Source organism: Paraburkholderia sp. GAS38 (genome assembly GCF_050434965.1).
Taxonomy (GTDB): Bacteria; Pseudomonadota; Gammaproteobacteria; order Burkholderiales; family Burkholderiaceae; genus Paraburkholderia; species Paraburkholderia phenazinium_A.
Window position 1 is genome coordinate 52,452 of sequence record NZ_JBNDJO010000001.1, and the last position, 23,838, is coordinate 76,289.

Consider the following 23,838-nt stretch of genomic DNA (forward strand, 5'->3'; position numbering starts at 1 on the left):
GATGAGGATTTGCAACTGATCTTCGCGCCTGGGTCGTCACTCGGTGGCGCACGTCCCAAGGCCTCGGTCATCGACCAATACGGCCATTTGTCGATTGCGAAATTTCCGGAGGAGACCGACGAATACAGCATCGAGACCTGGGAGGAAATCGCCCTGCGATTGGCTGAACGCGCCGGTATCCCCACCCCGTATCACGAACTGCTCGAGGTAGCGGGCAAGGCTGTACTGCTGTCGCGTCGCTTCGATCGCGCGGGGATCATTCGCATTCCCTTTCTCTCGGCAATGTCGATGACAGGATCGCGAGACGGCCAACGTGGCAGCTATCCCGAACTGGTTGACGCGCTGACACAGCACGGTGCGAAGGCGCGGGCCGATGCCGCGCAGTTGTATCGCCGCGTGGTCTTCAATGTCCTGGTCTCCAATGTGGATGACCATCTGCGCAACCACGGTTTTCTGTGGACGGGGCGCGATGGCTGGATATTGTCACCGGCCTATGACCTCAATCCCACGCCAACCGACATCAAGGCACGTATCCTGACGACTAACATTGATCTCGACGAGGGAACGTGCTCGGTCGGCCTCCTTGAAAATGCGGCGGGATTTTTCGGCTTGTCGGTGAAACAGGCTCGGGCCACGATTCGGGAGGTGGCCGATGTGACCCGGACATGGCAGGCAGTTGCTCAGGAAGTCGGTTGCCGGCGAGCGGAGATCGGACGCATGGCAAGCGCCTTCGAGCACGACGATCTTTCCGCTGCATTGCGGTTGTGACCGATATCGAGAACCGCGTTCGAAAGAGCCTGACGGTATCAGTGACGGTGTCGCGTTTACAAGTTGCCCCACGGCGCTCCGTGTTCGCAATTTTCAAGCAAAGCGGGCTTGGATTCTCCGATGCGGCCCGGCGAAAGCCGTTAAGTGCCGGACAGGTTTTTCGGTATTGCTAACGGTATTCACGACCTTTGATCGAGCGGAAAAGCTGTCCAGCCAAGGCTCCAACGGTTGGTTGACAATCGAGTGGGAGTGAGAGCACTCGACGGTATTGGCGACGGTAGAAATGGCGCGCCATGGCCCGTTCGACCCGGGCTATGGCGCTCACGCAAGGTATCTGGTCGACGCTTCGGGCGCTATGGCGGCCTCGTCGGCCACCGTACAATTTCTTCCCGTGCGTTTCGCGGCGTACAGCAGTCGATCCGCTCGGGCCAATAACGTGGTCACTGTTTCGTCGTCCTGATATTGAGCGACGCCCGCGCTAACTGTGACGTGAAGCGTGGAGGATATCTGCGCAAAACGCGTGGACATCAAAACGGTACGTAAGCGTTCGGCAATGCCCTTTGCCAATGTGCGGTCCGCGCCGGGAAGGAGGATCACGAATTCCTCGCCACCAATACGGCCAACGATGTCGTCGGCCCGAACCACCGCACGCAAAATCCGGCTAAATTCGCGCAGGACCTCATCGCCCGCGGCGTGCCCGAAGCGGTCGTTGACCGACTTGAAATGGTCTATATCGCATATCACCATCGAAAGTGGGCGGTGCTTGCGGTCGGCGGCGAGGCGGGTCGCCCGTAGCTCAAAAGCCCGGCGGTTCAGGATTTGGGTGAGCGCATCAAGATCCCGTTCGGCGACAACATGTTCAATGACGTCCGACACCGTTGCGGCCAGCAATACCAGTGCGAGTACGACGCCAAAGAGGGTAAGCGACATTTGCAGTGCAACCCAGAACGCGGTCTGTCCGAACTGCGTGGGGCTGTGGGGCAGTGATTGCCCGACCGTCAATACCGTCCTGACAAAGAAGCTAAGACCGAAAACGAGAAGAACCCAGAACAGCGCCTGATCAACCGCCCGACGCTTGAGCGACGAGCGGATACGGAATGCCGTAGCCAGCACGACAAAACCAATACAGAAATTCAGGATGTACACGCGAACCAGAAGATCCCGCTTGACGTAGGAGAAGAAATACATCGCAGCGGTGACGGTCGCGAGGACGAGCAGGTGCGTCGTCCATCGGAAACGAAGACCCCGCCGCCGTAAGACGCCCTCGTTCAGGGAAAGGGCACTCAGTACAAAGAGCAACGCCGTTGTCACAGCGCCCAGCTTCCAGTCGGCTGGCCAATGAAAAATCTCCATTGTCGAACCGACCGCGTAAGCGATAAAAGAGGCAAACAGCAGGACGAGATACTGCCGTGTCTTATCGTATATCCAGACGCTAAGGAAGCTGAACGCGAAGACGACAGAAACACCAGGCACAATCAGCTGGAAAATCTGATTGGGTGTCAGCGGGATTTCCATTTCCTTTCGATTCCGGCAAGCGATCAGCGAATTGAGCGCACCGACGGTTCGCGTGCCAGACTCGCGTCTGATCTGGTGGATGCCCGGCGTTCAAGGCGGTGCAGGCCGTGCTTTGAAAGCAGTGGAGAGACTTCGCCATCCCCTTGGGTGGACCCACTGGAGCGCGTCCGGCCGTCCGCAAAATAGTAGCGCATTGTAACTCGACAACACTTTGCGTCTCTATTTCGTGAGGCGGAGTGATTAAATCTGGTAAAGCTTGCACGCAAATGAGGAATGCTTTCAACACACAGCCGGTTCAGCGCACCGGCAGTTAGCGTGATCTGGCCATCGCGTTTGCGCGCGAGGGCGTGACGTCCATCACCATCCCAGAAAGCTTTTCGCAAGAATTATGTTGCAGATGCGAATTACTCGCATTATCATTCGCGTTCTGTACTGACCTTATCACTTAACAGCCGCCCGCCACGAGCGCTCATGTCCCGCGCAGACCTTGCTGCACGGGCGTTTGCTTGCGCCTGCGCTCAACCAGAACTACATGCAGAACCCGTCTACCGTGCGCCGATTGGCGTTTGTCCGCGGCGCGAACCGTGCCCCCTCGCTTCTCAGTGCGACGCTTCTGACGAGCGCTGGTCTCTCGCTCTCCACGTTGTCGACACCCGTCTGGGCGCAAGCCGTCGCGTCGGATGCGCTCACGTTGCCCGCCGTGAGCGTAACCGCCTCGGCCTCCGACGCGGCCACGCAAACCGATAAGGTCAGCGCCGGCGCGCTCGGCTCGCGCAAGCAGGTCGACACGCCTTTTTCGACCCACGTGGTGTCGAGCGAAGAAGCGGAAGATCTGATGGCGTCGACGGCCAACGATCTGTTCAAGTACGATCCGGCGGCCTCCGTCAGCAGCAGCAACCGGGTCAGCGAAAACTCGATGTTCACCGTGCGCGGCATGCCGGTCGACACGCTGAACGGCATCAAGGTCGACGGCCAGAGCTTTCCCTCGTGGGACACGGATCTTCCGCTCGAGCCGTTCGAGCAGGTGCAATTGCTCAAAGGGCTGTCGGGCTTCATGTATGGCTTCGGCTCGCCGGGCGGCATCGTCAACTACGTCCTGAAGCGGCCCACCGACGATCCGTACCGGAGCATTTCGGTCGGCTACGAGTCGGCTGGCGTGTTCAGCGAGAAGATCGATCTGGGTGGCCGCTTCGGCAACGACGAGCGCTTCGGATACCGCCTGAACCTGGTGAACGAAGACGGCAATACCGCGGAGCCCAACGGTCATGTGCGCCGCCAGGTGGCGTCGCTGGCATTCGACTTCCGCATCACACCGGATCTGACCTGGAGCGCCGACGCGTTCTATCAGAAGCGCAAAACCAACGGCACGTTGTTCGGCCTGATGTTCGGTTCGGGGCTGGGCATCCCCGACGCGAACTCGATCAACCGCGACCTCACGCAGCCGCAGAATTACTACGAGACGGAGATGGCATCGTTCGGCACGGGCCTCGACTATCGTCTCTCCGAGAACTGGCACGCGAGCCTGAAGTACCGCTTCGCCAAGGAAAATCGCACCAACTCGGATAGCCTCATCTTCGTGAACGACAGTGCCGGCGACTATTCGAACACGCTGTACGCCGCGTTGACGCGCTACTTCTATCAGAACGTCGATGCAATGGTGCAGGGCCAGTTCAATACCGGCAGCATCAGGCACGACGTGGTGATCGGGGCGGGTTTCCAGTCGCAGACCAGCGAGTACGACAACAGCGAAGGCTGGAACGAGGGCTACAGCCTCGGCACCGGCAACCTGTATGGCAGCAGCCTGCTCACGAATGCCGACGTGGGCATTGGCGAGAATCTGTACCGGCAGTCGCGCACCACCCAGGCGGCTTTGTACGCGAGCGATACGGTGCAGTTCACCTCGCGCTTCTCGGCGTTGCTCGGCCTGCGCTACACGCAGTTCCGCCAGGACGTCTACGATCCGAGCAGCGCCGTGTCCTCGCAATACAGCGCGAGTCCGGTTACGCCGACCGTGGCGCTGATGTACAAAACCGATCCGTACTCCACGGTATATGCGAGCTATGTCGAGTCGCTGGAGCAGGGCGGTTCGGCATCGAACACCAACCTGAATTACCCCGCCACCTTCGGGCCGCTGCGCAGCAAGCAGTACGAAGTCGGCTTCAAGACGGATCACCGGAAGTGGGGCGCCAATCTGGCGCTGTTCCGAGTCGACCAAGGTTACAACTACACCAACACCGAAAACGTGTTCGTGCAGGACGGCACCAGGCGCTACACCGGCGTCGATGCGAGCGGCTGGCTCGCGCTCACCAACGAGTGGCGCGTGCTGGGCGGCGTGATGTGGCTCGATACGAAGGCGGTGGATATCGACGACCCGAGCATCGAAGGCAAGCGCATCTACGGCGCGCCGCGCTTCACAGTGACGGGCCGTGTCGAGTACAACCCGTCGTATCTGCGTCCGCTCACACTGGCCTTCGGCGGCAAGTATGTCGGTAACGAAGCGGTGGACGCGGCCAATACCCAGTTCGTGCCGTCGTACGTGACCTATGACCTGAGCGGCAGGTACGAAACGCGCATCGCCGGCAAGGACGTGACGCTGCGCGCGGGGATCAACAATCTGTTCAACCGCCGCTACTGGACCACCGCGTGGGGCTATTACGTCTCGCCTTCACCGACGCGCACCGCCGTGGCGAGCGCGACGATGCAGTTCTGAATGCGGGCCGCCAGCGTTTTGCAACGCGCGGGCCCGAGGGCCCCATCGCAGCCGCTGCGAGGGGCCCGCATGCATTCGACGCGACGCCTATGAGATCGATCCTTGTCCGCCTGCATCGCTGGTTCGGTATCGGCACGGCGCTCTTTCTGTTCGTCTCCGGTCTCACGGGTGCGATCATCGCGTGGAATCAGGAACTGGACGCGCTGTTGAATCCTGAGTTCTACTACGCGAATTCAAAAGAACCCGCACTTTCGCCGCTCGAACTCGCCAACCGGATCGAAGCGGCAGACCCACGCGTGCGGGTGACCTTTCTGCCGCTGGGCGTCGTGCCGGGCCGAACCTTGCAAATGCGTGTGCAGGGCCGAACCAATCCGGCCACCGGCAAGCCTTACGCACTGGACTTCAATCAGATCGCAGTCGATCCCGGCACCGGGGTCGTTCAGGGGCGCCGCGACTGGGGCGCGTTGTCGCTCAGGCGGCTCAACCTGATGCCGTTCCTTTATCAATTCCACTACACGCTTTATTTGCCCGCGACCGGTAGCGGTATCGCGACCGGTGTGTGGCTGCTGGGTATCGTCGCCATCGTCTGGTTGTTCGATAGCGTTATCGCGTTGATTCTGGCGTTTCCGAGCTTCAAAACGTGGCGCAAGTCGTTCGCGTTTCGCGTGCGCCGCGGCGGCTACACGGTTGTGTTCGACCTGCATCGCTCCGGCGGCGTGTGGGTGTGGGGCCTGCTGTGCGTGATTGCGCTGACGTCGATTTCAATGAACCTGGAGCGCCCCGTGGTGCGTCCCATCGTATCGCTGTTTTCGCGCCTGACGCCCGGCCCCGAGAGCAATTCCGAGTTGCAGACGCCTGTGCCGGCCGGCACTGCCACGTTGAGCCGCGAGCGTATCGTCGAGTTGGCAACCGCTGCGGGACACCAGATGAAGCTGAATGCCGAGCCCGGCGCGACGTTCGAAATCGCCTCGCTCCATCTTTATGGGGTGGGCTATTTCGAACCGGGCGGCCTTTACGCCGACGGCCGTCTTGGCAATGCATGGACTTACTGGGACGAACGGACCGGGCGCGAGGTCGGCGGCACGGTACCCGGCCAGGGCACCGCGGGCGATATTTTCCTGCAGGCGCAATTCCCGTTGCATTCGGGACGTCTTTTTGGACTGCCGGGCCGCATCCTCGTCAGCTTCATGGGCGTGATGGTGGCGCTGTTGAGCGCAACCGGTCTTGTCATCTGGTTCAAGAAGCTAAAGGCGCGGCGCAGTGCTGCGCGACGGCAGAAGACCGGCAAATCGGCATTGCTTCAGTAGTCCTTTGTTTGCCGGTGTGCGTGGCGTGTTCGTTTTGTCTGGTGAACCTCGCTTGCCTGAGTGGCCTGACTCACCTGACGTATCGGGTTAGTTACCCGCCGCGTTTCCTCATGCCGGGTATTTGACCGTTGCCCGCACGAATTCAACGAAGCGCATCACTACCGCATCATCCCGCCCGTGCTGCCATGTGAGTCCGACTTGCCATTGCGCGGCGGGATTGCGTAACGGCAGCACGCGGGCATCGCGCAGCAGATATTGCGTGCGCGAGGGGAGAAACGCCGAGCCGACCCCTGCCGCGACGGCAGCGAGGACCGACTGGATGTCGTCGACCTGCTGGATCACGCGCGGCACAAAGCCGCGCTCGCTGCACCAGCGGTCGATCTGCGCCGCGAGTCCCGGCCCGCGGCCGCGCGCGAGACCGATAAACCCCAGTTCGTTCAATTCGTCCAGATTGGCGGGGACGCGTTTCCAGCGCGCGTGTTGCGGCACGGCCAGCGCCAGTGCTTCGTCCAGCACCGGAAAGGCGTCCAGCCCGGCATCCGCCGGCAAACGCAGGAACCCGATATCCAGCTTGCCGGCGAGCAAGCGCCTGCTTTGCTCCGCCGACGACAGGTCGTTCAGCGTGACGCTGACGTTCGGATGGCGTCGGCGGAACTCGGCGATCAGTTGCGGCGCGAGCGTCAGCGTCGACAGTCCAAGTCCGACTCGCAAAAAACCGCGCTTGCCGCTGCTCGCCTCGCGTGCCCGCGCATGGATCTCGTCCGCATCGCGTACCAGCGCCTGTGCGTCGGCAAGAAATCCCGAGCCGAAGGTGGTGAGCTCCGCGCCATGCCGGCCGCGCTCGAAGAGCCGCGCGCCCAGGCTGTCTTCCAGTGCGACGATCTGCTTGCTGAGAGCAGGCTGGCTCACGTTCAGCACCTCGGCCGCGTGGCCGAAGTGGCGCAGGTCAGCGACAGCGAGAAAGGCGCGCAGGAGTTTGAGTTCCATTCCAGAAGGTAATCGAATGTATCGGAAGATTCATTTTACTTATCGAATGACGAGCGGTCCAATGGAGCCATTCCTGTCTACCACGCCGTGAGATGTCATCCTTGTCCGTTCCCATGCTTCGCGTTGCATCCGTCCCGCTGCGGTCCTGTCGCGGCGAGGCCGCGCAAAACGTCGCGCGGGTTGCGCAGTCGCTGGCGCTGGCCGCTCGCGAGGCGATCGGCCTGGTCGTTTTTCCGGAGACCTGTCTGGCCGGTTATGGCAGCTTCGCGAAGCTGCATCGCGATGAACTCGAGGCGCTTGCTGAACCGCTCGATGGGCCTTCGCTCGGCGCGGTGGCGGATGCTGTCGAGCGCACGGGTGTGGCGGCCGGCGTGGGCCTGATCGAGCGTGCGCCGGATGGACGACTCTTCAATAGCTACGTGGTATGCATGCCGGGCGGAATCCGGCATTGCCACCGTAAGCTGCATGCATTCGAGCATCGGCGTATTGTGAGCGGGGACCGCTTCACCGTTTTCGATACCGTGTGGGGCATTCGTATTGGAGTCCTGATTGGTGGCGATGCCTATCTGGTTGAGAACGTGCGTATGACGGCGCTCATGGGGGCGACGCTGCTTGTCGCTCCGCATCGCAGTTACGCCACCCAGCGCGGCGGCGCTCGGGCGATGCAGCCGGTGTCGGCCGAACAGTGGCACAAGCGCGATAGTGCGGCCGGCGTGGTGGCCGGATTTGCGGGTGATGGTGATGCGGCGGCGGATGGCGCGCGTACCGTGACAGGGCGCGCCGGACGCTCCGGTGACAGCGCAACGCACTGGTTGCGTGCGTCGCTGCCCGCACGCGCCGCCGACAACGGTATGTTCGTCGTACTGAGCGACGGGCTGGACAACGCCAACGAAACCGCCAACGCCTACGCCGAGCCCGCTTCGGGCACTGGCATGATCGTCGACCCATCTGGCCGTATCGTGGCCGAGAGTGCTGGCGCGAAAGATGAAGCATGCGCCATCGTTTCGGCGAGAATCGACCCGCGCCTGATCGATAGCAGCGCGGGGCATCAATGGCTCAAGGCCCGTCGCCCGGATCTGTACGCGCCGCTCGGTCAGGCGGAGCACCATGCTGCCAGCTTCGAACCGCGCGGCATTTCGGCACGCGGCGCGATCGCCGTCAGTTTCGCGCAGGTCGCGCGCAACCGGCTGGCACGCTAGCGTCGTCTCGAGCGAATGCGAGGCGCTGTCTCCGGCGTCGTCCGGACAACTGCAACCGGCTCCGGCACCCGTCTATAATCTCCCTCGAATTCGACTTGGGACATTCAACCAGTGAAAACGATTATTGCCGTCGCGCTCGCTACGCTCGCTCTCACGGCCTGTGGGTCGTCCGCCGACAAACAGGCGCAACAGGACAACGACTTTGCCCACTCCGAACGCCGTCTCGATGCGGCCCAAACCAACGCTACGGTGAGCTGCCGCGACGAAGCCCAATGCGATCAGGCCTAGCAACTGACGAAGACCTACGTGGCCCAGCATTCGGAAGAGCCGGTGATCCGCGCGGACGCGCTCGCGATCGAATCCGACGTGCCGGGCAGCTCGGGCCACGCCGTCTATTCGGCCGCGCGGGTGGCGAAGGGCAGCGGCGCGACGATCACCCTGTACGCGCAATGCAAGGGCATGTACGGCCCGGACCATTCGATGGCCTCGGACTACGACGAGTGCGTCAAGAAGATCACGACGACGCAGAACGGCTTCGCCTTGTTCCTGCAGCAGCACGTGAACGCCAATTGACGACTCGCCTCGCTTAAGCTTCCCGGCGGCGAAACTCGCCGAGCCATTCGGCGAGTGCGGTGACGGCCTCCAGCGTCACCGCGTTGTACAGCGAAGCGCGCAGGCCGCCGATCGAACGGTGGCCTTCGAGGCCATGAAAACCTTCCCGCCGGGCGCTCTCCAGCAGGCGCGTTTCCATTTGCGGATCGGGCAGGCGGAACGCGACGTTCATCGTCGAGCGGCAAGACGTGGCGCCGTGTACGCGATAAAAGCCGGGATCGGCATCGAGCGCACGGTACAGCACGTCGGATTTGGCCTGGTTGATCGCAGCCATCGCCTGCACGCCGCCGATCTCGTCGCGCAGCCAGCGCGTCACCAGCATCAGCACATAGATAGCGAACACGGGCGGCGTGTTGTAGACCGAGCGCGCGTCGATATGCGTGCGGTAGTCGAGCAGGGTAGGCAAGCCCGTCGTTGCCCGTCGCGCGAACTCGTCGCGCAGGATCACCACCGTGACGCCGGCGGGCCCGAGGTTCTTCTGCGCGTGCGCGTAGATCATGGCGTAGCGTTCCACGTCGAGCGGGGCGGCGAGCAGATTGGACGACATGTCGCAGACCAGCGGCACACCGGGCAGGCCAGGCGTATCGGCGAATTCGAGTCCTTCGACGGTTTCGTTGGACACGTAATGCAGGTAGGCGGCCTCCGGCGAGAGCGGCAGTTCGCCGGCTGCCGGCAACCGTCGATACCCATCGGCGCGGCCGTCCCATATCACGCGGGTGTCGCCTTCGAGGCGCGCCTCCACTGGCGCCTTGGCGCTCCAGTAGCCCGACACGATGTACTCGGCGTGACGGCGGCTCGCGCGCAGGAAATTCATCGGCAACATGGAGAACTGCAGGCTGCTGCCGCCCTGCATGAACAGCACGTGATAGTGCTCGGGGATGCCCAGCAGTGCGCGCAGATTGCGCTCGGCTTCATCGAGTACGCTACGAAACCACTCCGAGCGATGGCTCATGCCCAGCACCGAGAGACCGGTCTCCGGCAGCGCTTCGATGGCGTCGCGCGTTTCGCGCAACACGGAGGCCGGCAACGCGCCTGGGCCGCCGGAAAAATTCATGGGTTCGTTCATTCAAGCCGCCGTGCGACGCTTCATCAACCGTTCGAACGCGTCGACGATATGTTGGACAAAGGGATTCTTGTGGGCCAATGCGCCCGAGCGCCGCTCGTAATGGGCGAGCATCGTCGCGTTGGCCTCGAAGACGAAAACCTGGCCGTCGGGCAGCACCGTGAAGTCGATACCGCCGTAATCGAGATCGAGCCGGCGGCCGATAGCGGCGATCGCCTGCAGCGCCCGTTCGCCCAACACAGCGGCGGGATCCTGCAGGAAGCGCCGCTCTTCATCGAGCTTCCACGCATGGTCTTCCATCTCAGCGGAGAAGTAGTGGACCATCCAGTGCCGCGAGATGGCCAGATGATACGGAAACGGCTCGCGGTCGACGAAAATCATCCGGTACTTACGGTAGTGGCCGTCCGCCGAGCGGTAGTCGCGAAACGCGGTCAGGTATTGCGGGCCGTGGCTCTCGCGCAGTCTTGTCTCCAGCGCGGCGACGCTCTCGCAGAGAGCCAGTCCTTCGCCGCCGTGCGTGGCGGCAGGGCGAGCCAATAACGGCAAGGTCAGCCCGCGGTCGGCCAGCAAGCCGGCAAGCGTGGCGGGCGAGGCAAGCGGGGTGTCGACACGGATGCAGTGCGCAACTTGCACGTCGTGCAGATCGCCGAGCAACTGAGGGATCCGGTCGCGCGCGGTTCGCTCGATCGCGGCAGGCGGATTGAGCAGCGGGCGAGGGGCGTGGCTACCCAGGTGCGCCACGAAGCGGGCGAGCCGCCGCGCGAGCGGCGCCGCGACATCCGGCTCGCCGATCGCATTGAACACCAGGTCGAATGGCGGAAGCTGCGCGTCTTCCGAGTCGGCGGCGTAGTCGATGGCGTATTTGATCCGGCAGTTGATCGCGCCGGGCAGCAGCGCGTCGAACGGCACGTTGCCGGAGGCGCGCGCCGCACACAGCACCAGCACCCGGCGCAGATGGCCCGGCGCCTGCTCGACGAACACGCGCTGGATGCGATAGGCGCGCTCCCGATACGCGTCCGCTTTTGCAGTACGTCCTGCATCTGCGTGGATCGCGGCCAGGTTCTGGCAGGCAATCGCGACGTTCGGGTCGAGCGTGAGGACGAGCTGATACCAGCTGGCGGCGATGTCGTGATCGCCTTTCATGAAGTACCCGGTGGCGACGTCGCAGAGGTTCGCTACGCTGGCTTCGGCGGAGCAGCTCGCGTATGCGTCGAGCGTGTGGGCGGCAATCAGGTGAGCGACGGCGCCGAGTTCGTCGCCGGCGGCACGCCTTGCGTCGGCGAGCGCGCGATGTTGCGCCGGGTCGAGCGGAAAAGCCTGCGTTGCCTCGGCCGGTGGCGCGGCTGAATGATCGGGATCTCGAGTCATATTCCTGCGGGATGGGCGTCGTGGCGATGCGCCAGCGCGCGTCCGAAGAATAGTGGGCGCGCACGAGATCCAGATTACAACCGTTCGTGCGCCCGTTACAGAAATTTACGCGGCGGCGCTAGAAGCGCATGCCCGTCGAGCAGCCTGCCGCGAGCGCGCCGCCGCTGCCGCCGGCGCCGCCGCAGAACACGCCGCATCCCGAGAGCGCGGCGCACAGCACGACGCCCGCCAGTACCGCGCGTACAAGTGACGACCCGCTTCGAGCGCGAAAAGCCGGTACGACGGCCGCGACGGCGCGTTGGCTTGGTCGCGCAAGGGCGAGCGGGGCGTCGGATGAGGACATCGGTTCAGATGGTTCTGGCAGAAGGTTAACTCGCATAAGAAAGAAGGCTCAACGCAGTAGCAAGGATGGGGCGGTCGTCGCGATCGAAAGCAAATCGCAAGTTTCGACCTGCGAGGCGACCGCGGGAGACACGACCCTAACGCAGCACCTTACGCCCCTCAAATACGCAGAATCCGAAAATCAGAGGGGATTGTCAGCTTGCCGACCGAGTCTTACGGTTGGCTCCCTGATAGAATGCGTGAGCCGCAACGTAGTGGACTGCAGATGAGATTGCTTGATGCGTTAGTTGAACAACGTATAGCCGCCGCGGCAGCGCGCGGCGAGTTCGACGATTTGCCGGAAGGGCGCGCCGCGCTTGCACTGGAGGACGATGTCCAGGTTCCTCAGGAAGTGCACGTCGCGAACCGCATCCTGAAGAATGCCGGGTTCGTGCCACCCGCCGTCGAACAACTGCGGGCGCTGCGCGACCTGCAGGACGAACTGAACGCGGTCAGCGACCGCGCCACCCGTTGCCGTCTGCAGGCAAGCATGCTCGCGCTTCACATGGCGCTCGAATCGCTACGCGGCGGCCCGCTGGTCCTGCCGCGCGAGTATTGCCGGCGGATTGCCGAGCGGCTCTCCGAACGCGCCGCGGGCAGCGTCGGCGGCGCATCTGCCGGTGAGCCGGGGCCACAGTGAGCGAGCCGCTCGCGAACCCCGCAGCGCTTGCAGGTTCGAAGGCCTCATCCGATGCGCCCGAGCCTGCCGCTAGCGAAGTCACTTCACACACCACCCACGCTGTTCCCGCCTGTGCCGAGGGCGGCGAATCTTCTGCGTCTGGCCATGCTGTAACGGTTGACGCCCCCCCGGTTATTCCCGTCTCCTTCTCGGAGCGCGATCTTCACTTCATGAAGCTGGCCCAGGCGGCCGCCGAGGAAGCGCGCGCGGCGGGCGAAGTGCCGGTCGGGGCCGTGCTGGTTCGCGGCGACGAGGTCATCGCGAAGGGCTTCAATCATCCCATCGGGGCACACGACCCGTCTGCCCATGCCGAGATGGTCGCGCTGCGCGCGGCGGCACAGGCCCTCGAAAATTACCGGTTACCCGGCTGCGAGCTGTACGTGACGCTCGAGCCCTGTCTGATGTGCGCCGGTGCGATCATGCATGCGCGCATCGCCCGGGTGGTGTTCGGCGCCCGCGATCCGAAGACCGGCGCGTGTGGCAGCGTGGTCGACGCGTTTGCCAATCCGCAACTCAATCATCACACGACGGTGATGGGCGGCGCGCTGGAAAGCGAATGCGCCGCCGCGCTCAAATCTTTCTTCGCAGACCGGCGGCGTGCCGTGCGCGAAGCGCGGGATGCTGCCAGGGGCGAACCTGGGCCTGCTGAGCTACTCTAAAAGCTATTCCCTCCACCACTGCCGATCATGACCGCCCATCGCACTTTCGAACTGGTCGCGCCTTCGGGTTACCCGCATGACGCGGAAGCGATTCACCGGGCGCTGCATCGCTTGCATGCGCAAGGGCATCGCGTCGAGGGCGTCAATGCCACGGAGCGTCGCTATCAGCGCTTCGCCGGGACCGACGGAGAGCGTGCCGCCGAGTTGAACCGGCTGGCCGATCCGTCGCGCAAGCTGCCTGACATCGTGCTCGCCGTGCGCGGCGGCTATGGCGCGGTGCGCATCCTGCATGGCCTCGACTATGAGGGCTTGCAACGGCGGCTGACGGATCAGCCGGTCGCGTTCGTCGGCCATAGCGATTTCACTGCGATCCAGTTGGCGCTACTGGCGCGTGCCGGCCTGAAAACCTTCGCCGGCCCGATGCTGATGGGCGACTTCGGCGCGGAAAATCTCAGCGAACCCATGACGCAGCATTTCTGGTCGGCACTGACCGCGCCGAGCGTGACGGTGACGGGCACGGTGCCGCAAGCGCAGGCGGTGGATGTCAGCGGCATGCTGTGGGGCGGCAATCTGGCCGTGCTGAGCTCGCTGGTCGGCACGCCGTACATGCCGCCGGTGGAGGGCGGCATCCTGTTTGTCGAGGACGTCAACGAACAGCCGTTCCGCCTCGAACGGGCACTCTATCAACTGCATCTGGCGGGGATTCTCGAGCGGCAGCAGGCGCTGGTGCTCGGCGACTTCTCGGGAGGCAAGCCCTTCGAGTACGACAACGGCTACGACCTGAACGCGATGATCGAGCACGTGCGCTCGGTGATCCGCATTCCGGTGATCACGGGGTTGCAGTTCGGGCACATCCCGAACCTGGTGACGCTGCCGGTCGGCGCGGACGCGCATCTCGTCTCGGATGCGCATGGCTTCAGGCTGACGGCGTCCGGTTATCCGCACCTCGGCTGACAGGGAACGGGGCAGGGCGAAGCGGGCATGGCCCGCTTTTTTGCAGGCATAAAACGCAACTAACGGTCAATTTTTTGAGGTGCCCACGGACATCCCGTCAAGTGGCGAATGCAGATTTTGTTGACAAAATCCGCCGCCAGAAAGCTGGCCGATTTCCACGAATCAGGCGCCTGGCCAAGCTGGACAAGCCACCTGCCGGGCCCGATGGGCTCAGCCTATCGCCTTGGTCTGCGATTGTCGAAAATTCAATATTGAAATTGTTGACAATCATTGTGTCCATCCTATGATGGGCACCATAACGGAACGCATATCATGTCGACCCCATCCCTAGCCGGCTCAAATGGTTCGAAACCCGAAGCGATCGCCGAGCGCATCCGCGCCGCGATCCTGGAGCATCGACTCGCGCCTGGGGCCAAGCTCACGGAAGCACAGTTGTGCGAAGTATTCGGCGTCAAGCGCGGACCGATCCGCCAGGCGCTCGCGCTTCTCGCGACCGACCGGCTCGTCGATCTCGAGCCGAACCGCGGTGCCTTCGTCGCGAGTCCGTCGCTGCAGGAAGTGCACGAAGTGTTCGAGATGCGTCGCATCATCGAGCTGGCGGTGGTGGAGCGGATCTGCGCTGGACATGGTCCGCGTCGTCTGAAGAATATGGGCAGCATGATTGGCCGCGAACGCAAGGCGTTCGAAACGCGCGATTTTTCTGCGTGGATCCGCCTCTCCGGCGAGTTCCACACGGCACTGGCCTCGCTCACGGGCAATACGGTGTTGTGCGACTGCCTGAATGGACTGGTTGCGCGTTCAACCTTGATTTCGGCTTTGTACGAATCGCTCGGGCGCAGCCCGTGTTCGTTCGAAGACCACGAAGCGATTCTCGCCGCGCTCGACGCCGGCGATGCCAAAGAGGCGGCGGCCCTGATGTCGCGCCATTTGCAAAGCGTCGAACTGAAGATGCTCGACAGGCCGGCCCGCGGCGCAGCGGATCTGCACGAAGTGTTCGGCTTACGGCCGGGAAAGACCGCGGCAGCCTGATGTGAGTCGCCCGCGCGTTGGATGGCGCGCGCAAAAAAGAGCGCGGCTACGCGCTGCACTAAACAGGAACTGATGAATCATCGCGAACAGGCGGTGTGGCGAAGCTCGTCCATACGATCTGCACGTGGCTGCCTGCAAGGGGCTGCGTAAGCGCGAGAACGTTTCGGCGCGAGCCCGCGGCTGGTGGCGAAGCGATAACAACAAGTGCTTAGTTGTCCATATAAGTACGGAGACAACCGCGGAGCCGCGATGCGCGCAGTCCAACCCGGCCGGGAAGGGCGCCGTGCGTGTCGGATGCATTGCCCGTCGTTTTGCAATCGACGGTCCCCATACTCAAGGAGGAACCATGGCTCAGTTCAGTGCAGCACCGCGTAATCCCGCTATTCCCGCCTTCGACGATGAAGGTCCCGCTACCGATCCCGGCATACCTACCGGCTACAGCGAGCGCCTCTATAACGAAGACCTCGCGCCGCTGCGTCACCAGAGCTGGAGTGCGTACAACATCTTCGCGTTCTGGATGTCAGACGTACACAGCGTGGGCGGTTACGTGTTCGCCGGCAGTCTGTTCGCACTCGGTCTCACCAGTTGGCAGGTGCTGATTGCGCTGCTGGTCGGCATTACCATCGTCAACCTGTTGTGCAACCTGATTGCCAAGCCGAGCCAGCAGAACGGCGTGCCGTATCCGGTCGCCTGTCGCGCGACGTTCGGCGTGCTCGGTGCGAACATTCCCGCAGTGATTCGCGGCCTGATCGCCGTCGCGTGGTACGGCATTCAGACGTATCTCGCGTCGAGTGCACTGGTGATCGTGCTGCTGAAATTTTTCCCGCAACTGCTGCCCTACGCGGACGTGCATCGTCATGGGTTCATGGGACTTTCCACAGTCGGCTGGTGCGGCTTCATGTTGCTATGGGTGCTGCAGGCCCTGGTGTTCTGGCACGGCATGGAGACGATCAAGAAGTTTATCGATTTCGCCGGGCCGGCCGTGTACGTGGTGATGTTCGTCCTTGCGGGCTATATGGTGTGGCGCGCGGGCTGGCAGAACATTGGCATCAACCTGGGCGGCGTCAAATATCACGGGCTCGAAGTGGTGCCGGTGATGATCACGGCAATCTCGCTGGTGGTGTCGTATTTCTCGGGACCGATGCTGAATTTCGGCGACTTCTCCCGCTACGGCAAGAGCTTCCGCAGCGTGAAGAAAGGCAATTTCTGGGGCTTGCCGGTCAACTTCCTCGCTTTCTCGCTGGTGACCGTGGTCACGACCGCCGCGACGCTGCCGGTGTTCGGCCAGTTGATCACCGACCCGGTGGAAACGGTCGGCCGCATCGACTATCCGAGCGCGGTGATTCTCGGTGCGTTGACCTTTACGATTGCGACGATCGGGATCAATATCGTGGCTAACTTCGTTTCGCCGGCCTTCGATTTCTCCAACGTTGCACCGCGGTTCATCAGTTGGCGCATGGGCGGGATGCTGGCAGCGGTCGCGTCGATTTTCATTACGCCGTGGAACCTGTTCAACAACCCGGCAGTGATTCACTACACGCTCGATGTGCTGGGCAGTTTCATCGGTCCTTTGTATGGTGTCCTGATTGTTGATTTTTATCTGGTGAAGCGTCAGAAGATCGTACTGAACGATCTCTACACCGTGTCCGAAACGGGCGCGTACTGGTATCGCAACGGTGTGAATTACAAGGCCGTCGCCGCCTTGCTGCCCGCTGCGGTGATTGCGGTGATCTGCGTGATGGTGCCGTCGCTCGACGGTATGGCCAATTTCTCGTGGTTCATCGGCGCGACGCTCGGCGCCGTGTTCTACCGCGCTTTGACCATCCGGTAAGCCGACTGCAACAGGAGTTCGAGATGCGTATCAAACTGATCAACCCGAACACCACCGTGCGCATGACGGAGGCGATGGGGCGCTGCGCACGGGAAGTCGTCGCACCTGGGACCGAACTGATCGCGGTGAGTCCGTCCATGGGGCCGCCGTCGATCGAGGGCTATTACGACGAGGCGCTCGCCACGCCCGGCCTGCTGGCCGAGATCGCGGCGGGCGAGCGCGAAGGCTGCGACGGTTACGTGATTGCGTGTTTCGGCGACCCCGGCCTGTATGCGGCACGTGAACTGGCGCGCGGGCCCGTGATCGGGATTGCCGAAGCGGCGATGCACGCGGCCAGTGTGCTGGCGCCAGGCTTTTCGGTCGTGACGACGCTCTCACGCACCTGCGGCATGGCCTGGCACCTTGCCGAGCGCTACGGCATGACGCGCTTTTGCCGCAACGTGCGCGCTACCGATGTCGCGGTGCTCGAGCTGGACCAGCCAGGATCCGCCGCGCGCCGCATCATTCTCGACGAATGCCGCCGCGCGCTGGAAGAGGACGGGTCGGACGCCATCGTGCTCGGTTGCGCGGGGATGGCCGAACTCTGTGCGGAGATCGAGGACGCGCTGGGGGCGCCGGTTGTCGAAGGAGTGACGGCCGCGGTGAAGTGGGTGGAGGCGCTGGTGACGCTGCGCCTTGCCACCGCCAAGCGCGGCGACTATGCGCGGCCGCTGGCGAAACGCTACGACGGCGCGCTGGAAGCCTTCAGCCCGACGGAGGCGAATCCAAACCCGATGCCGCCCCGCGTTTCCCGCGCCGGCCAGATGTGAAACGCGGACACCGGGCAGCACCTTCGCTAAGCAGCGAGAATGCGGAAAACGCCTCTCAAGGACGGGTAAACGCTAGCGCGAGCGGGGCCGAACGCCCGTGCGGGCCGGCCGCGCACATACATTGCGTCTGACACGCACTATCTGCCCGGGTGTATGGGCGCACCCGGGTGTTTTCGCTACACTGGTTCCTCAAGTTCCGTCACCCCGTTTTGTCACCACGCATTCGTCAAACCATGCCACTCGACTCGAACTATCCACGCGATCTGATCGGCTACGGCCGCCACCCGGTGCAGGCAAACTGGCCCGGACGGGCGCGCGTCGCGGTGCAATTCGTGCTGAATTACGAAGAGGGCGGTGAAAACTGCGTGCTGCATGGCGATCCGGGCTCGGAGCAGTTCCTGTCCGAGATCGTCGGCGCGGCCGCCTATCCGGCGCGCCACATGAGCATGGAGTCGATCTACGAATACGGCTCGCGGGCGGGTGTCTGGCGCATCCTGCGCGAATTCGAAAAACGTGGCTTGCCGTTGACCGTATTCGGCGTCGGCATGGCGATCGAGCGTCATCCCGATCTCGGGCGCGCCTTTGTCGAATTGGGGCATGAGATTGCGTGCCACGGGTACCGCTGGATTCACTATCAGGATGTGTCGCCGGAGAAAGAGGCCGAGCACATGCGCCTCGGCATGGAAGCGATCGAACGCGTGACGGGCGAGCGGCCGCTCGGCTGGTACACCGGCCGCGACAGTCCCAATACGCACCGTCTGGTCGCCGAATACGGCGGCTTCCTGTACGACTCGGATTACTACGGCGACGACCTGCCGTTCTGGATGGATGTCGAGGTCAGCGGCGGCGCGAAGACGCCGCAACTGATCGTGCCGTACACGCTCGATACCAATGACATGCGCTTTGCGAGCCCGCAAGGCTTCAACACCGCCGATCACTTCTTCACATACCTGCGCGATGCGTTCGACGTGCTCTATGAAGAGGGCGACGAAGCGCCGAAGATGCTTTCAATCGGCATGCACTGCCGGCTGCTGGGCCGCCCGGGCCGGTTCCGCGCGCTGCAGCGCTTCCTCGACCATCTCGAACAGCACGATCGCGTGTGGGTCACGCGGCGCGTCGACATTGCGCGGCACTGGCGCGAACACCATCCTTACCAACAAAACAACCGCGGGGCTGCGGCATGAAGGCGATGCAATACACTCTGGACCAACTGAACCGCATCTCGACCGACGCATTCGTCGCAGCGCTGTCGGGCATCTTCGAGCATTCGCCGTGGGTCGCGGAACTCGCGGCCGGGCAACGGCCTTTTGCCAGCATCGACGCCTTGCATCACACAATGTCGAACGCGGTCGAAACGGCCGGCGAAACGAAGCAGCTCGCGCTTATCAATGCCCACCCGGAGCTCGCGGGCAAGGCTGCCGTGCGCGGCGAACTGACGGCCGAGTCGACCCGCGAACAGAGCGGTGCGGGCCTGTCCCAATGCACGCAGGAAGAATTCGACAAGCTGGTGGGGCTGAACGCGGCGTATCGCGAGAAATTCGGTTTCCCGTTCATTCTCGCGGTGCGTGGCTATGACCGCCACGGCATCATCGCCAACTTCGAAGCGCGCGTGAACAATAGCCGCGCCGACGAACTGCGCGCGAGCCTCGACCAGATCTATCGTATCGCGCGCTTCAGACTCGACGACCTGATCGACGCGTAACCGCGCGTCAGGATCAGCATGCCCGCGCGAGCTTTGTCATGCGGCGTTGCGACTCTCGAACTGAAGCGTTTTCTAGCACTATTAGACAGGAAGGAAGACAACGATGGCACTCCCGATTCTCGACCCTAACGCCCCGGACTTCACGCGCCGCTATGTGAACCTGGCGGACCCGCGTCTCGGCGCGCAGGCGCTCGAGGCGAGCGACGATTTCTTCGCGCCGAAGGACCGGATGCTGAATCCGGAACCTGCTGTCTTCATTCCGGGCAAATACGACGATCACGGCAAGTGGATGGACGGCTGGGAAACGCGCCGCAAGCGCACCACCGGTTACGACTGGTGCGTGGTGAAGCTGGCGCGTCCGGGCGTGATCAAGGGTCTCGACCTCGATACGAGCCACTTCACGGGCAATTTCCCGCCGGCGGCGTCGGTGGAGGCGGCACGCGTGGTGGACGGTGTGCCGAACCAGTCGACCCAGTGGACCGAAATCGTTCCGTCGACCACGCTGCAAGGCAATAGCCACCACTATCACGAAGTCAGCGACGCCAATGCGTACACGCACCTGCGCGTGAACATCTACCCGGACGGCGGGATTGCGCGTCTGCGCGTCTACGGCCAGCCGCAAGTGGACTGGGCCGGCGCGAGCCGCACCGAGCAGTTCGATCTGGCCGCGATGGAAAACGGCGCGTATCTGGTCGCCGCGAACAACCAGCACTTCGGCGCTGCGTCGACGATCCTGATGCCGGGTCGTGGTGTCAATATGGGCGACGGCTGGGAAACGCGCCGTCGTCGCGAACCGGGTAACGACTGGGCGATCGTCGCGCTGGCGCAACCGGGCGTGATCCGCAAGATCGAAGTGGATACGGCGCACTTCAAGGGCAACTATCCAGACCGTTGCTCGATCCAGGCGGCGTACGTGACGGGCGGTACGGACAGCTCGCTGATCACGCAAGCCATGTTCTGGCCGGTGCTGCTGGGCGAACAGAAACTGAAGATGGACAACCAGCACTATTTCGAAAGCGAACTCGCGTCGCTCGGGCCGGTGACGCACGTGCGCTTTAACATCATTCCGGACGGCGGTGTCTCGCGTCTGCGTCTGTGGGGTACGCTCGCATAATGAAAACGCTCGCCATCGAACCGTTGACGAAGGATGCGTTCGCCCTGTTCGGCGACGTGATCGAACTCGAAGGCGCGAAGCAGATTCCGATCAACCTCGGCACCACGATCCGCTATCACGATCTCGCGAAGGTGGACGTGACGGACGAGGGCGGTCGCACGCTGGTGAACCTGTTTCGCGGCCAGCCGCGCGTGCTGCCGTTCGAGGTGAAGATGCTCGAGCGTCATCCGCTCGGCAGTCAGGCGTTTGTGCCGCTGAACGACAAGCCGTATCTCGTCGTCGTGGCGCCGGCCGGCGAGCTCGATGCTGCGCAGATTCGCGCGTTCGTGACGAGCGGCTGGCAGGGCGTGAACTACGCGAAGGGCGTGTGGCATCACCCACTGATCGCGCTTGGCGATGTGAGCGATTTCGTCGTGGTGGATCGTGGCGGTGACGGGCTCAATCTTAACGAGCAGGATCTTGCCGAGTCGCTGTGGTTGACCGAGGACGCATTGAGCGCGGTGACGGTTTGATGGCGTAGCGGATGACGTGTGAGATGCGGCTGGGTTGGTCGCAGGAAGAACAGAACGCCCGGGGCAACCGCCTCGGGCGTTTTTGTATTGAGTATCAGTTTTTCGTGCGGCCGCGTTTGGCAAGGAACGGCGTATTCTCGTCCGAACCTTTGACGATGTATCGGCTGGTCCGAATCGTGGGTTTGCCAAGCGGACCATCAAAGGCAGGGCGCTCCGTCGAGCTTCTTTGCGGCGCGATGAACTTCGGTACGGCACCCGAGATGGCGGCGCGCGCGTAATCGCGAACCAGCGCGGCAAAATGCTCCGCGGTGTTGTCGCCATGAAGGACATCTTTGATATCCAGGGCCTGCAACTCGGTGCCGGGCGCGACGCCCTCGGGTGTCACGGTGACACGTCCGATTCCCATTGCACCCACCACCGCGAGTAGCGACAAGTCGGTCCCGTCGAGCAAGGGCCCAAATTGTTCCCGGATCAGGTTCAGCAAATAGCCTTCGGGCAGATTCTGGCGAAAGAACGGATGCAGGTCGCGTGGCCAACGCCATGCTTCCTGGCGTACAGGCATGGTCAGGCTGACGAAATCGCCCGGAGCAGCGTCGGCTTCATATTGAAGGACATATTCGTCGCGCTCGCGAAAGAGCGTCGCAACTTTTCGGCCTTGCACCTGGACATCGAGCCTCATTGGTTGGGACCCGACGTAGCGCGTTGCTCGGCGAGGATATCCTCGAGCGTGCGGCCATGACCATGCGCGACGACCTTGAGATCGTAGCCTGCCGCTTCGAGCAGACGCACGAGTACCGATACGCTCATGTCATTTTTCGCGAGTGTTTCCATGCGTGCGACGGTAGTTCGCGCAACACCGGCGCGCCGCGCCAGTTCATGCTGTGACAGACTGGTTTCGCGACGCACTTCCTTTAGCATGTCCGAGACATCGGCGAGTGTAGTCATTTGTAGCCCCAGGGCATCATATTTGCGGTAACCAAGCAATATTGTAGCCCAGAAGGCACAAATAACAATATAACGATTGTGTCCTTCGGGCTACATTTTTGGGTAAAATGGCGAATTTTGTAGCCTGAGGGATACAATTATGAGTGAGCGCATGTCGTCTGTGAGCCCGGACGCCGCTCGACATGACGCTTGATACGCTCGCTGCACCCAAAGAAAAACGGGCCTTCCGCTCACACGAAAAGCCCGCTACTCACCTACTACCAACCCCAGTAACTTACTTCAACGCCCCGCCCTGGAACCATGCCGCAATCTTCTGACGCTCATCATCCGTCATATGCGTCACGTTCCCCAGCGGCATCGCCTTCAGCGTCACCGCCTGCTGATAGAGGCGCTGCGCGTTCTGCGAGATCTCATCCGGTGTGTCGAACATCACCCCCGACGGTGCGCTGCCCATCAACGTAGGATGCGCAGAGTGGCATGCGGCACAGCGTTGCTGCAGGATCGGTGCGATGTCGCCGATTTTCAGCGTCGGCGCATTGGCGGCTTCGGCTTGCGGCACGACCGGCTTCGGCATCGTCCAGAAGAGGGCGCCGAACATCAGCGCAATCCCGACCAGCGGCAGATACCACAGCACCTGGCCACGGTGACGCATCACGAAGAACTGACGGATCAGCGCACCAGCCATCATGATCATCGCCAGCACGAGCCAGTTGTACTGGTTCGTGTACGTCATCGCGTAGTGGTTCGACAGCATCGCGAACACCACCGGCAGCGTGAAATACGTGTTGTGCACCGAGCGTTGCTTGCCGCGCTTGCCGTAGATCGGGTTCGGCGTGTCGCCCTTCAGCATGGCGTCGACCATCTTGCGCTGGCCCGGAATGATCACGAAGAACACGTTGGCCGACATGATCGTTGCAAGCATCGCGCCGACGATCAGGTACGCCGCACGGCCCGCGAAGATATGGCACGCGAGCCATGCCGCGATCAGCACGTAAGCGCCCACGCAGATGCCCAGCACCTTGTCCTTGTTGCCCAGCACGCGGCACAGCGAGTCGTAGACGATCCAGCCGGCGGCGAGAAAGCCTAGTGCGGAGAACACCGCCACCACCGGGCCCATGTCCAGCACGTTCTTGTCGATCAGGTAGGTGCTCGGCGAGAACAGATACAGCACCGTGAAGAGACTCGCGCCCGACAGCCACGTGGTGTACGACGGCCACTTCGACCAGTGCAGGTCATCCGGCATTTCCGGCGGCGCGACGGTGTACTTCTGCATGTTGTAGAAGCCGCCGCCGTGGACGTGCCACAGTTCGCCGAACACGCCGCGCCTGCGCTGGTTCGGGTCCGTCGGCGGTTTCAGGCTGTTGTCGAGCGCGACGAAATAAAACGATTCGCCGATCCAGGCGATCGCGGCGATGACGTGAAACCAGCGCAAGGCCAGGTTCAGCCAGTCAGTGATAAAGCCTTCCATGACACTCCTCCACTTCTGATTCGTTGTTTGCGCGGCGGGCGGCGGCTCGATGCCGGTTCAATGACGATCCGGTCATCCGGCCCGTCATGCGCCATGCGCACAAACTGCTGTTAAGGGACGCGGTGCGCTCAGTTCGCACAGCGCCGTATTGCGGTTCCTGATTTGCCCCGATGGGTCAAAGCGATGGGCCTCATGCAGGGCAGTTCGCCTTGCGCTGCGCTTCGCA

General features: G+C 62.7%; 23 protein-coding genes and 1 pseudogene. 16 read left to right on the forward strand and 8 right to left on the reverse strand.

Annotated features, from left to right (window positions below; all coding sequences use genetic code 11):
- The first annotated feature begins 9 nt into the window (after positions 1–9).
- Positions 10–768 carry a type II toxin-antitoxin system HipA family toxin gene (locus P3T42_RS00235; protein WP_429304833.1) on the forward strand — a complete coding sequence of 253 codons (759 nt, stop codon included), beginning with the start codon at positions 10–12 and terminating at the stop codon, positions 766–768.
- 321 nt (positions 769–1,089) lie between these two features.
- On the opposite strand, the gene P3T42_RS00240 is transcribed toward P3T42_RS00235, so the two are convergent.
- Complete coding sequence (locus tag P3T42_RS00240; RefSeq protein ID WP_429304834.1) at positions 1,090–2,283, reverse strand: diguanylate cyclase; 1,194 nt, start codon at positions 2,281–2,283, stop codon at positions 1,090–1,092.
- 532 nt (positions 2,284–2,815) lie between these two features.
- On the opposite strand from P3T42_RS00240, the gene P3T42_RS00245 reads away from it, so the two are divergent.
- Both P3T42_RS00245 and P3T42_RS00250 read left to right on the forward strand, forming a co-directional pair.
- Positions 2,816–4,993 (forward strand): TonB-dependent siderophore receptor, encoded by a 2,178-nt coding sequence (locus P3T42_RS00245; protein WP_429304835.1) that lies wholly within the window; start codon positions 2,816–2,818, stop codon positions 4,991–4,993.
- 89 nt (positions 4,994–5,082) lie between these two features.
- Positions 5,083–6,300: a PepSY-associated TM helix domain-containing protein gene (locus P3T42_RS00250; RefSeq protein WP_429304836.1), complete on the forward strand. Its 1,218-nt coding sequence runs from the start codon at positions 5,083–5,085 to the stop codon at positions 6,298–6,300.
- Between the two features lie 108 nt (positions 6,301–6,408).
- On the opposite strand, the gene P3T42_RS00255 is transcribed toward P3T42_RS00250, so the two are convergent.
- Positions 6,409–7,287: a LysR family transcriptional regulator gene (locus tag P3T42_RS00255; RefSeq protein ID WP_429304837.1), complete on the reverse strand. Its 879-nt coding sequence runs from the start codon at positions 7,285–7,287 to the stop codon at positions 6,409–6,411.
- Between the two features lie 113 nt (positions 7,288–7,400).
- Between P3T42_RS00255 and P3T42_RS00260 the strand changes: the two genes are divergently transcribed.
- The 3 genes from P3T42_RS00260 to P3T42_RS00270 all read left to right on the forward strand — a co-directional run bounded on the left by P3T42_RS00260 (position 7,401) and on the right by P3T42_RS00270 (position 9,059).
- Positions 7,401–8,486 carry a nitrilase-related carbon-nitrogen hydrolase gene (locus tag P3T42_RS00260; RefSeq protein ID WP_429304838.1) on the forward strand — a complete coding sequence of 362 codons (1,086 nt, stop codon included), beginning with the start codon at positions 7,401–7,403 and terminating at the stop codon, positions 8,484–8,486.
- 111 nt (positions 8,487–8,597) lie between these two features.
- Positions 8,598–8,774, forward strand: a complete 177-nt coding sequence (locus P3T42_RS00265) for a hypothetical protein (protein ID WP_429304839.1) — start codon at positions 8,598–8,600, stop codon at positions 8,772–8,774.
- Positions 8,775–8,792: 18 nt separating this feature from the next.
- Entirely contained in the window at positions 8,793–9,059 is a 267-nt protein-coding gene (locus P3T42_RS00270; protein WP_429304840.1) for a hypothetical protein, read from the forward strand.
- Positions 9,060–9,072: 13 nt separating this feature from the next.
- On the opposite strand, the gene P3T42_RS00275 is transcribed toward P3T42_RS00270, so the two are convergent.
- The 3 genes from P3T42_RS00275 to P3T42_RS00285 all read right to left on the reverse strand — a co-directional run bounded on the left by P3T42_RS00275 (position 9,073) and on the right by P3T42_RS00285 (position 11,872).
- A complete protein-coding gene (locus tag P3T42_RS00275) occupies positions 9,073–10,164 on the reverse strand; it encodes a phosphoserine transaminase (RefSeq protein WP_429304841.1) in 1,092 nt (363 codons plus the stop codon).
- On the reverse strand, positions 10,165–11,529 hold the full coding sequence (locus P3T42_RS00280; RefSeq protein WP_429304842.1) for a hypothetical protein: 1,365 nt from the start codon (positions 11,527–11,529) through the stop codon (positions 10,165–10,167).
- A gap of 118 nt (positions 11,530–11,647) precedes the next feature.
- Entirely contained in the window at positions 11,648–11,872 is a 225-nt protein-coding gene (locus tag P3T42_RS00285) for a hypothetical protein (RefSeq protein ID WP_429304843.1), read from the reverse strand.
- Positions 11,873–12,136: 264 nt separating this feature from the next.
- Here P3T42_RS00285 and P3T42_RS00290 point away from each other — a divergent pair, with 264 nt between their 5' ends.
- From P3T42_RS00290 to P3T42_RS00335, 10 genes are all read left to right on the forward strand, one after another.
- Positions 12,137–12,550 (forward strand): DnaJ family domain-containing protein, encoded by a 414-nt coding sequence (locus P3T42_RS00290; protein WP_074299536.1) that lies wholly within the window; start codon positions 12,137–12,139, stop codon positions 12,548–12,550.
- 173 nt (positions 12,551–12,723) lie between these two features.
- Complete coding sequence (gene tadA, locus P3T42_RS00295; RefSeq protein ID WP_429305238.1) at positions 12,724–13,248, forward strand: tRNA adenosine(34) deaminase TadA; 525 nt, start codon at positions 12,724–12,726, stop codon at positions 13,246–13,248.
- Between the two features lie 27 nt (positions 13,249–13,275).
- A complete protein-coding gene (gene ldcA, locus P3T42_RS00300) occupies positions 13,276–14,202 on the forward strand; it encodes a muramoyltetrapeptide carboxypeptidase (RefSeq protein ID WP_074299531.1) in 927 nt (308 codons plus the stop codon).
- 312 nt (positions 14,203–14,514) lie between these two features.
- Positions 14,515–15,231 (forward strand): GntR family transcriptional regulator, encoded by a 717-nt coding sequence (locus tag P3T42_RS00305; RefSeq protein WP_074299529.1) that lies wholly within the window; start codon positions 14,515–14,517, stop codon positions 15,229–15,231.
- Positions 15,232–15,577: 346 nt separating this feature from the next.
- Complete coding sequence (locus P3T42_RS00310) at positions 15,578–17,062, forward strand: NCS1 family nucleobase:cation symporter-1 (protein ID WP_429304844.1); 1,485 nt, start codon at positions 15,578–15,580, stop codon at positions 17,060–17,062.
- Between the two features lie 23 nt (positions 17,063–17,085).
- Complete coding sequence (locus P3T42_RS00315) at positions 17,086–17,871, forward strand: aspartate/glutamate racemase family protein (protein WP_429304845.1); 786 nt, start codon at positions 17,086–17,088, stop codon at positions 17,869–17,871.
- A 233-nt stretch (positions 17,872–18,104) separates the two neighbouring features.
- A complete protein-coding gene (gene puuE / locus P3T42_RS00320) occupies positions 18,105–19,055 on the forward strand; it encodes an allantoinase PuuE (RefSeq protein ID WP_429304846.1) in 951 nt (316 codons plus the stop codon).
- Positions 19,052–19,573, forward strand: a complete 522-nt coding sequence (gene uraD, locus P3T42_RS00325) for a 2-oxo-4-hydroxy-4-carboxy-5-ureidoimidazoline decarboxylase (protein ID WP_074299521.1) — start codon at positions 19,052–19,054, stop codon at positions 19,571–19,573. The genes puuE and uraD overlap by 4 nt, the downstream gene beginning before the upstream one ends.
- Before the next feature lie 103 nt (positions 19,574–19,676).
- A complete protein-coding gene (gene alc, locus P3T42_RS00330; protein ID WP_074299519.1) occupies positions 19,677–20,687 on the forward strand; it encodes an allantoicase in 1,011 nt (336 codons plus the stop codon).
- On the forward strand, positions 20,687–21,199 hold the full coding sequence (locus tag P3T42_RS00335; protein ID WP_429304847.1) for an ureidoglycolate lyase: 513 nt from the start codon (positions 20,687–20,689) through the stop codon (positions 21,197–21,199). Before alc ends, P3T42_RS00335 begins: the two co-directional genes overlap by 1 nt.
- 121 nt (positions 21,200–21,320) lie before the next feature.
- Here the strand turns inward: P3T42_RS00335 and P3T42_RS00340 are convergent.
- From P3T42_RS00340 to P3T42_RS00350, 3 genes and pseudogenes are all read right to left on the reverse strand, one after another.
- A pseudogene (locus P3T42_RS00340) lies at positions 21,321–21,878 on the reverse strand (HipA N-terminal domain-containing protein); the annotation flags it as partial.
- Positions 21,875–22,144, reverse strand: coding sequence for a helix-turn-helix domain-containing protein (locus tag P3T42_RS00345; protein WP_429304848.1), 270 nt, complete (start codon positions 22,142–22,144; stop codon positions 21,875–21,877). The pseudogene P3T42_RS00340 and the gene P3T42_RS00345, both read right to left, overlap by 4 nt.
- Positions 22,145–22,418: 274 nt before the next feature.
- Complete coding sequence (locus P3T42_RS00350; RefSeq protein WP_074299510.1) at positions 22,419–23,612, reverse strand: urate hydroxylase PuuD; 1,194 nt, start codon at positions 23,610–23,612, stop codon at positions 22,419–22,421.
- Positions 23,613–23,838 lie beyond the last annotated feature (226 nt).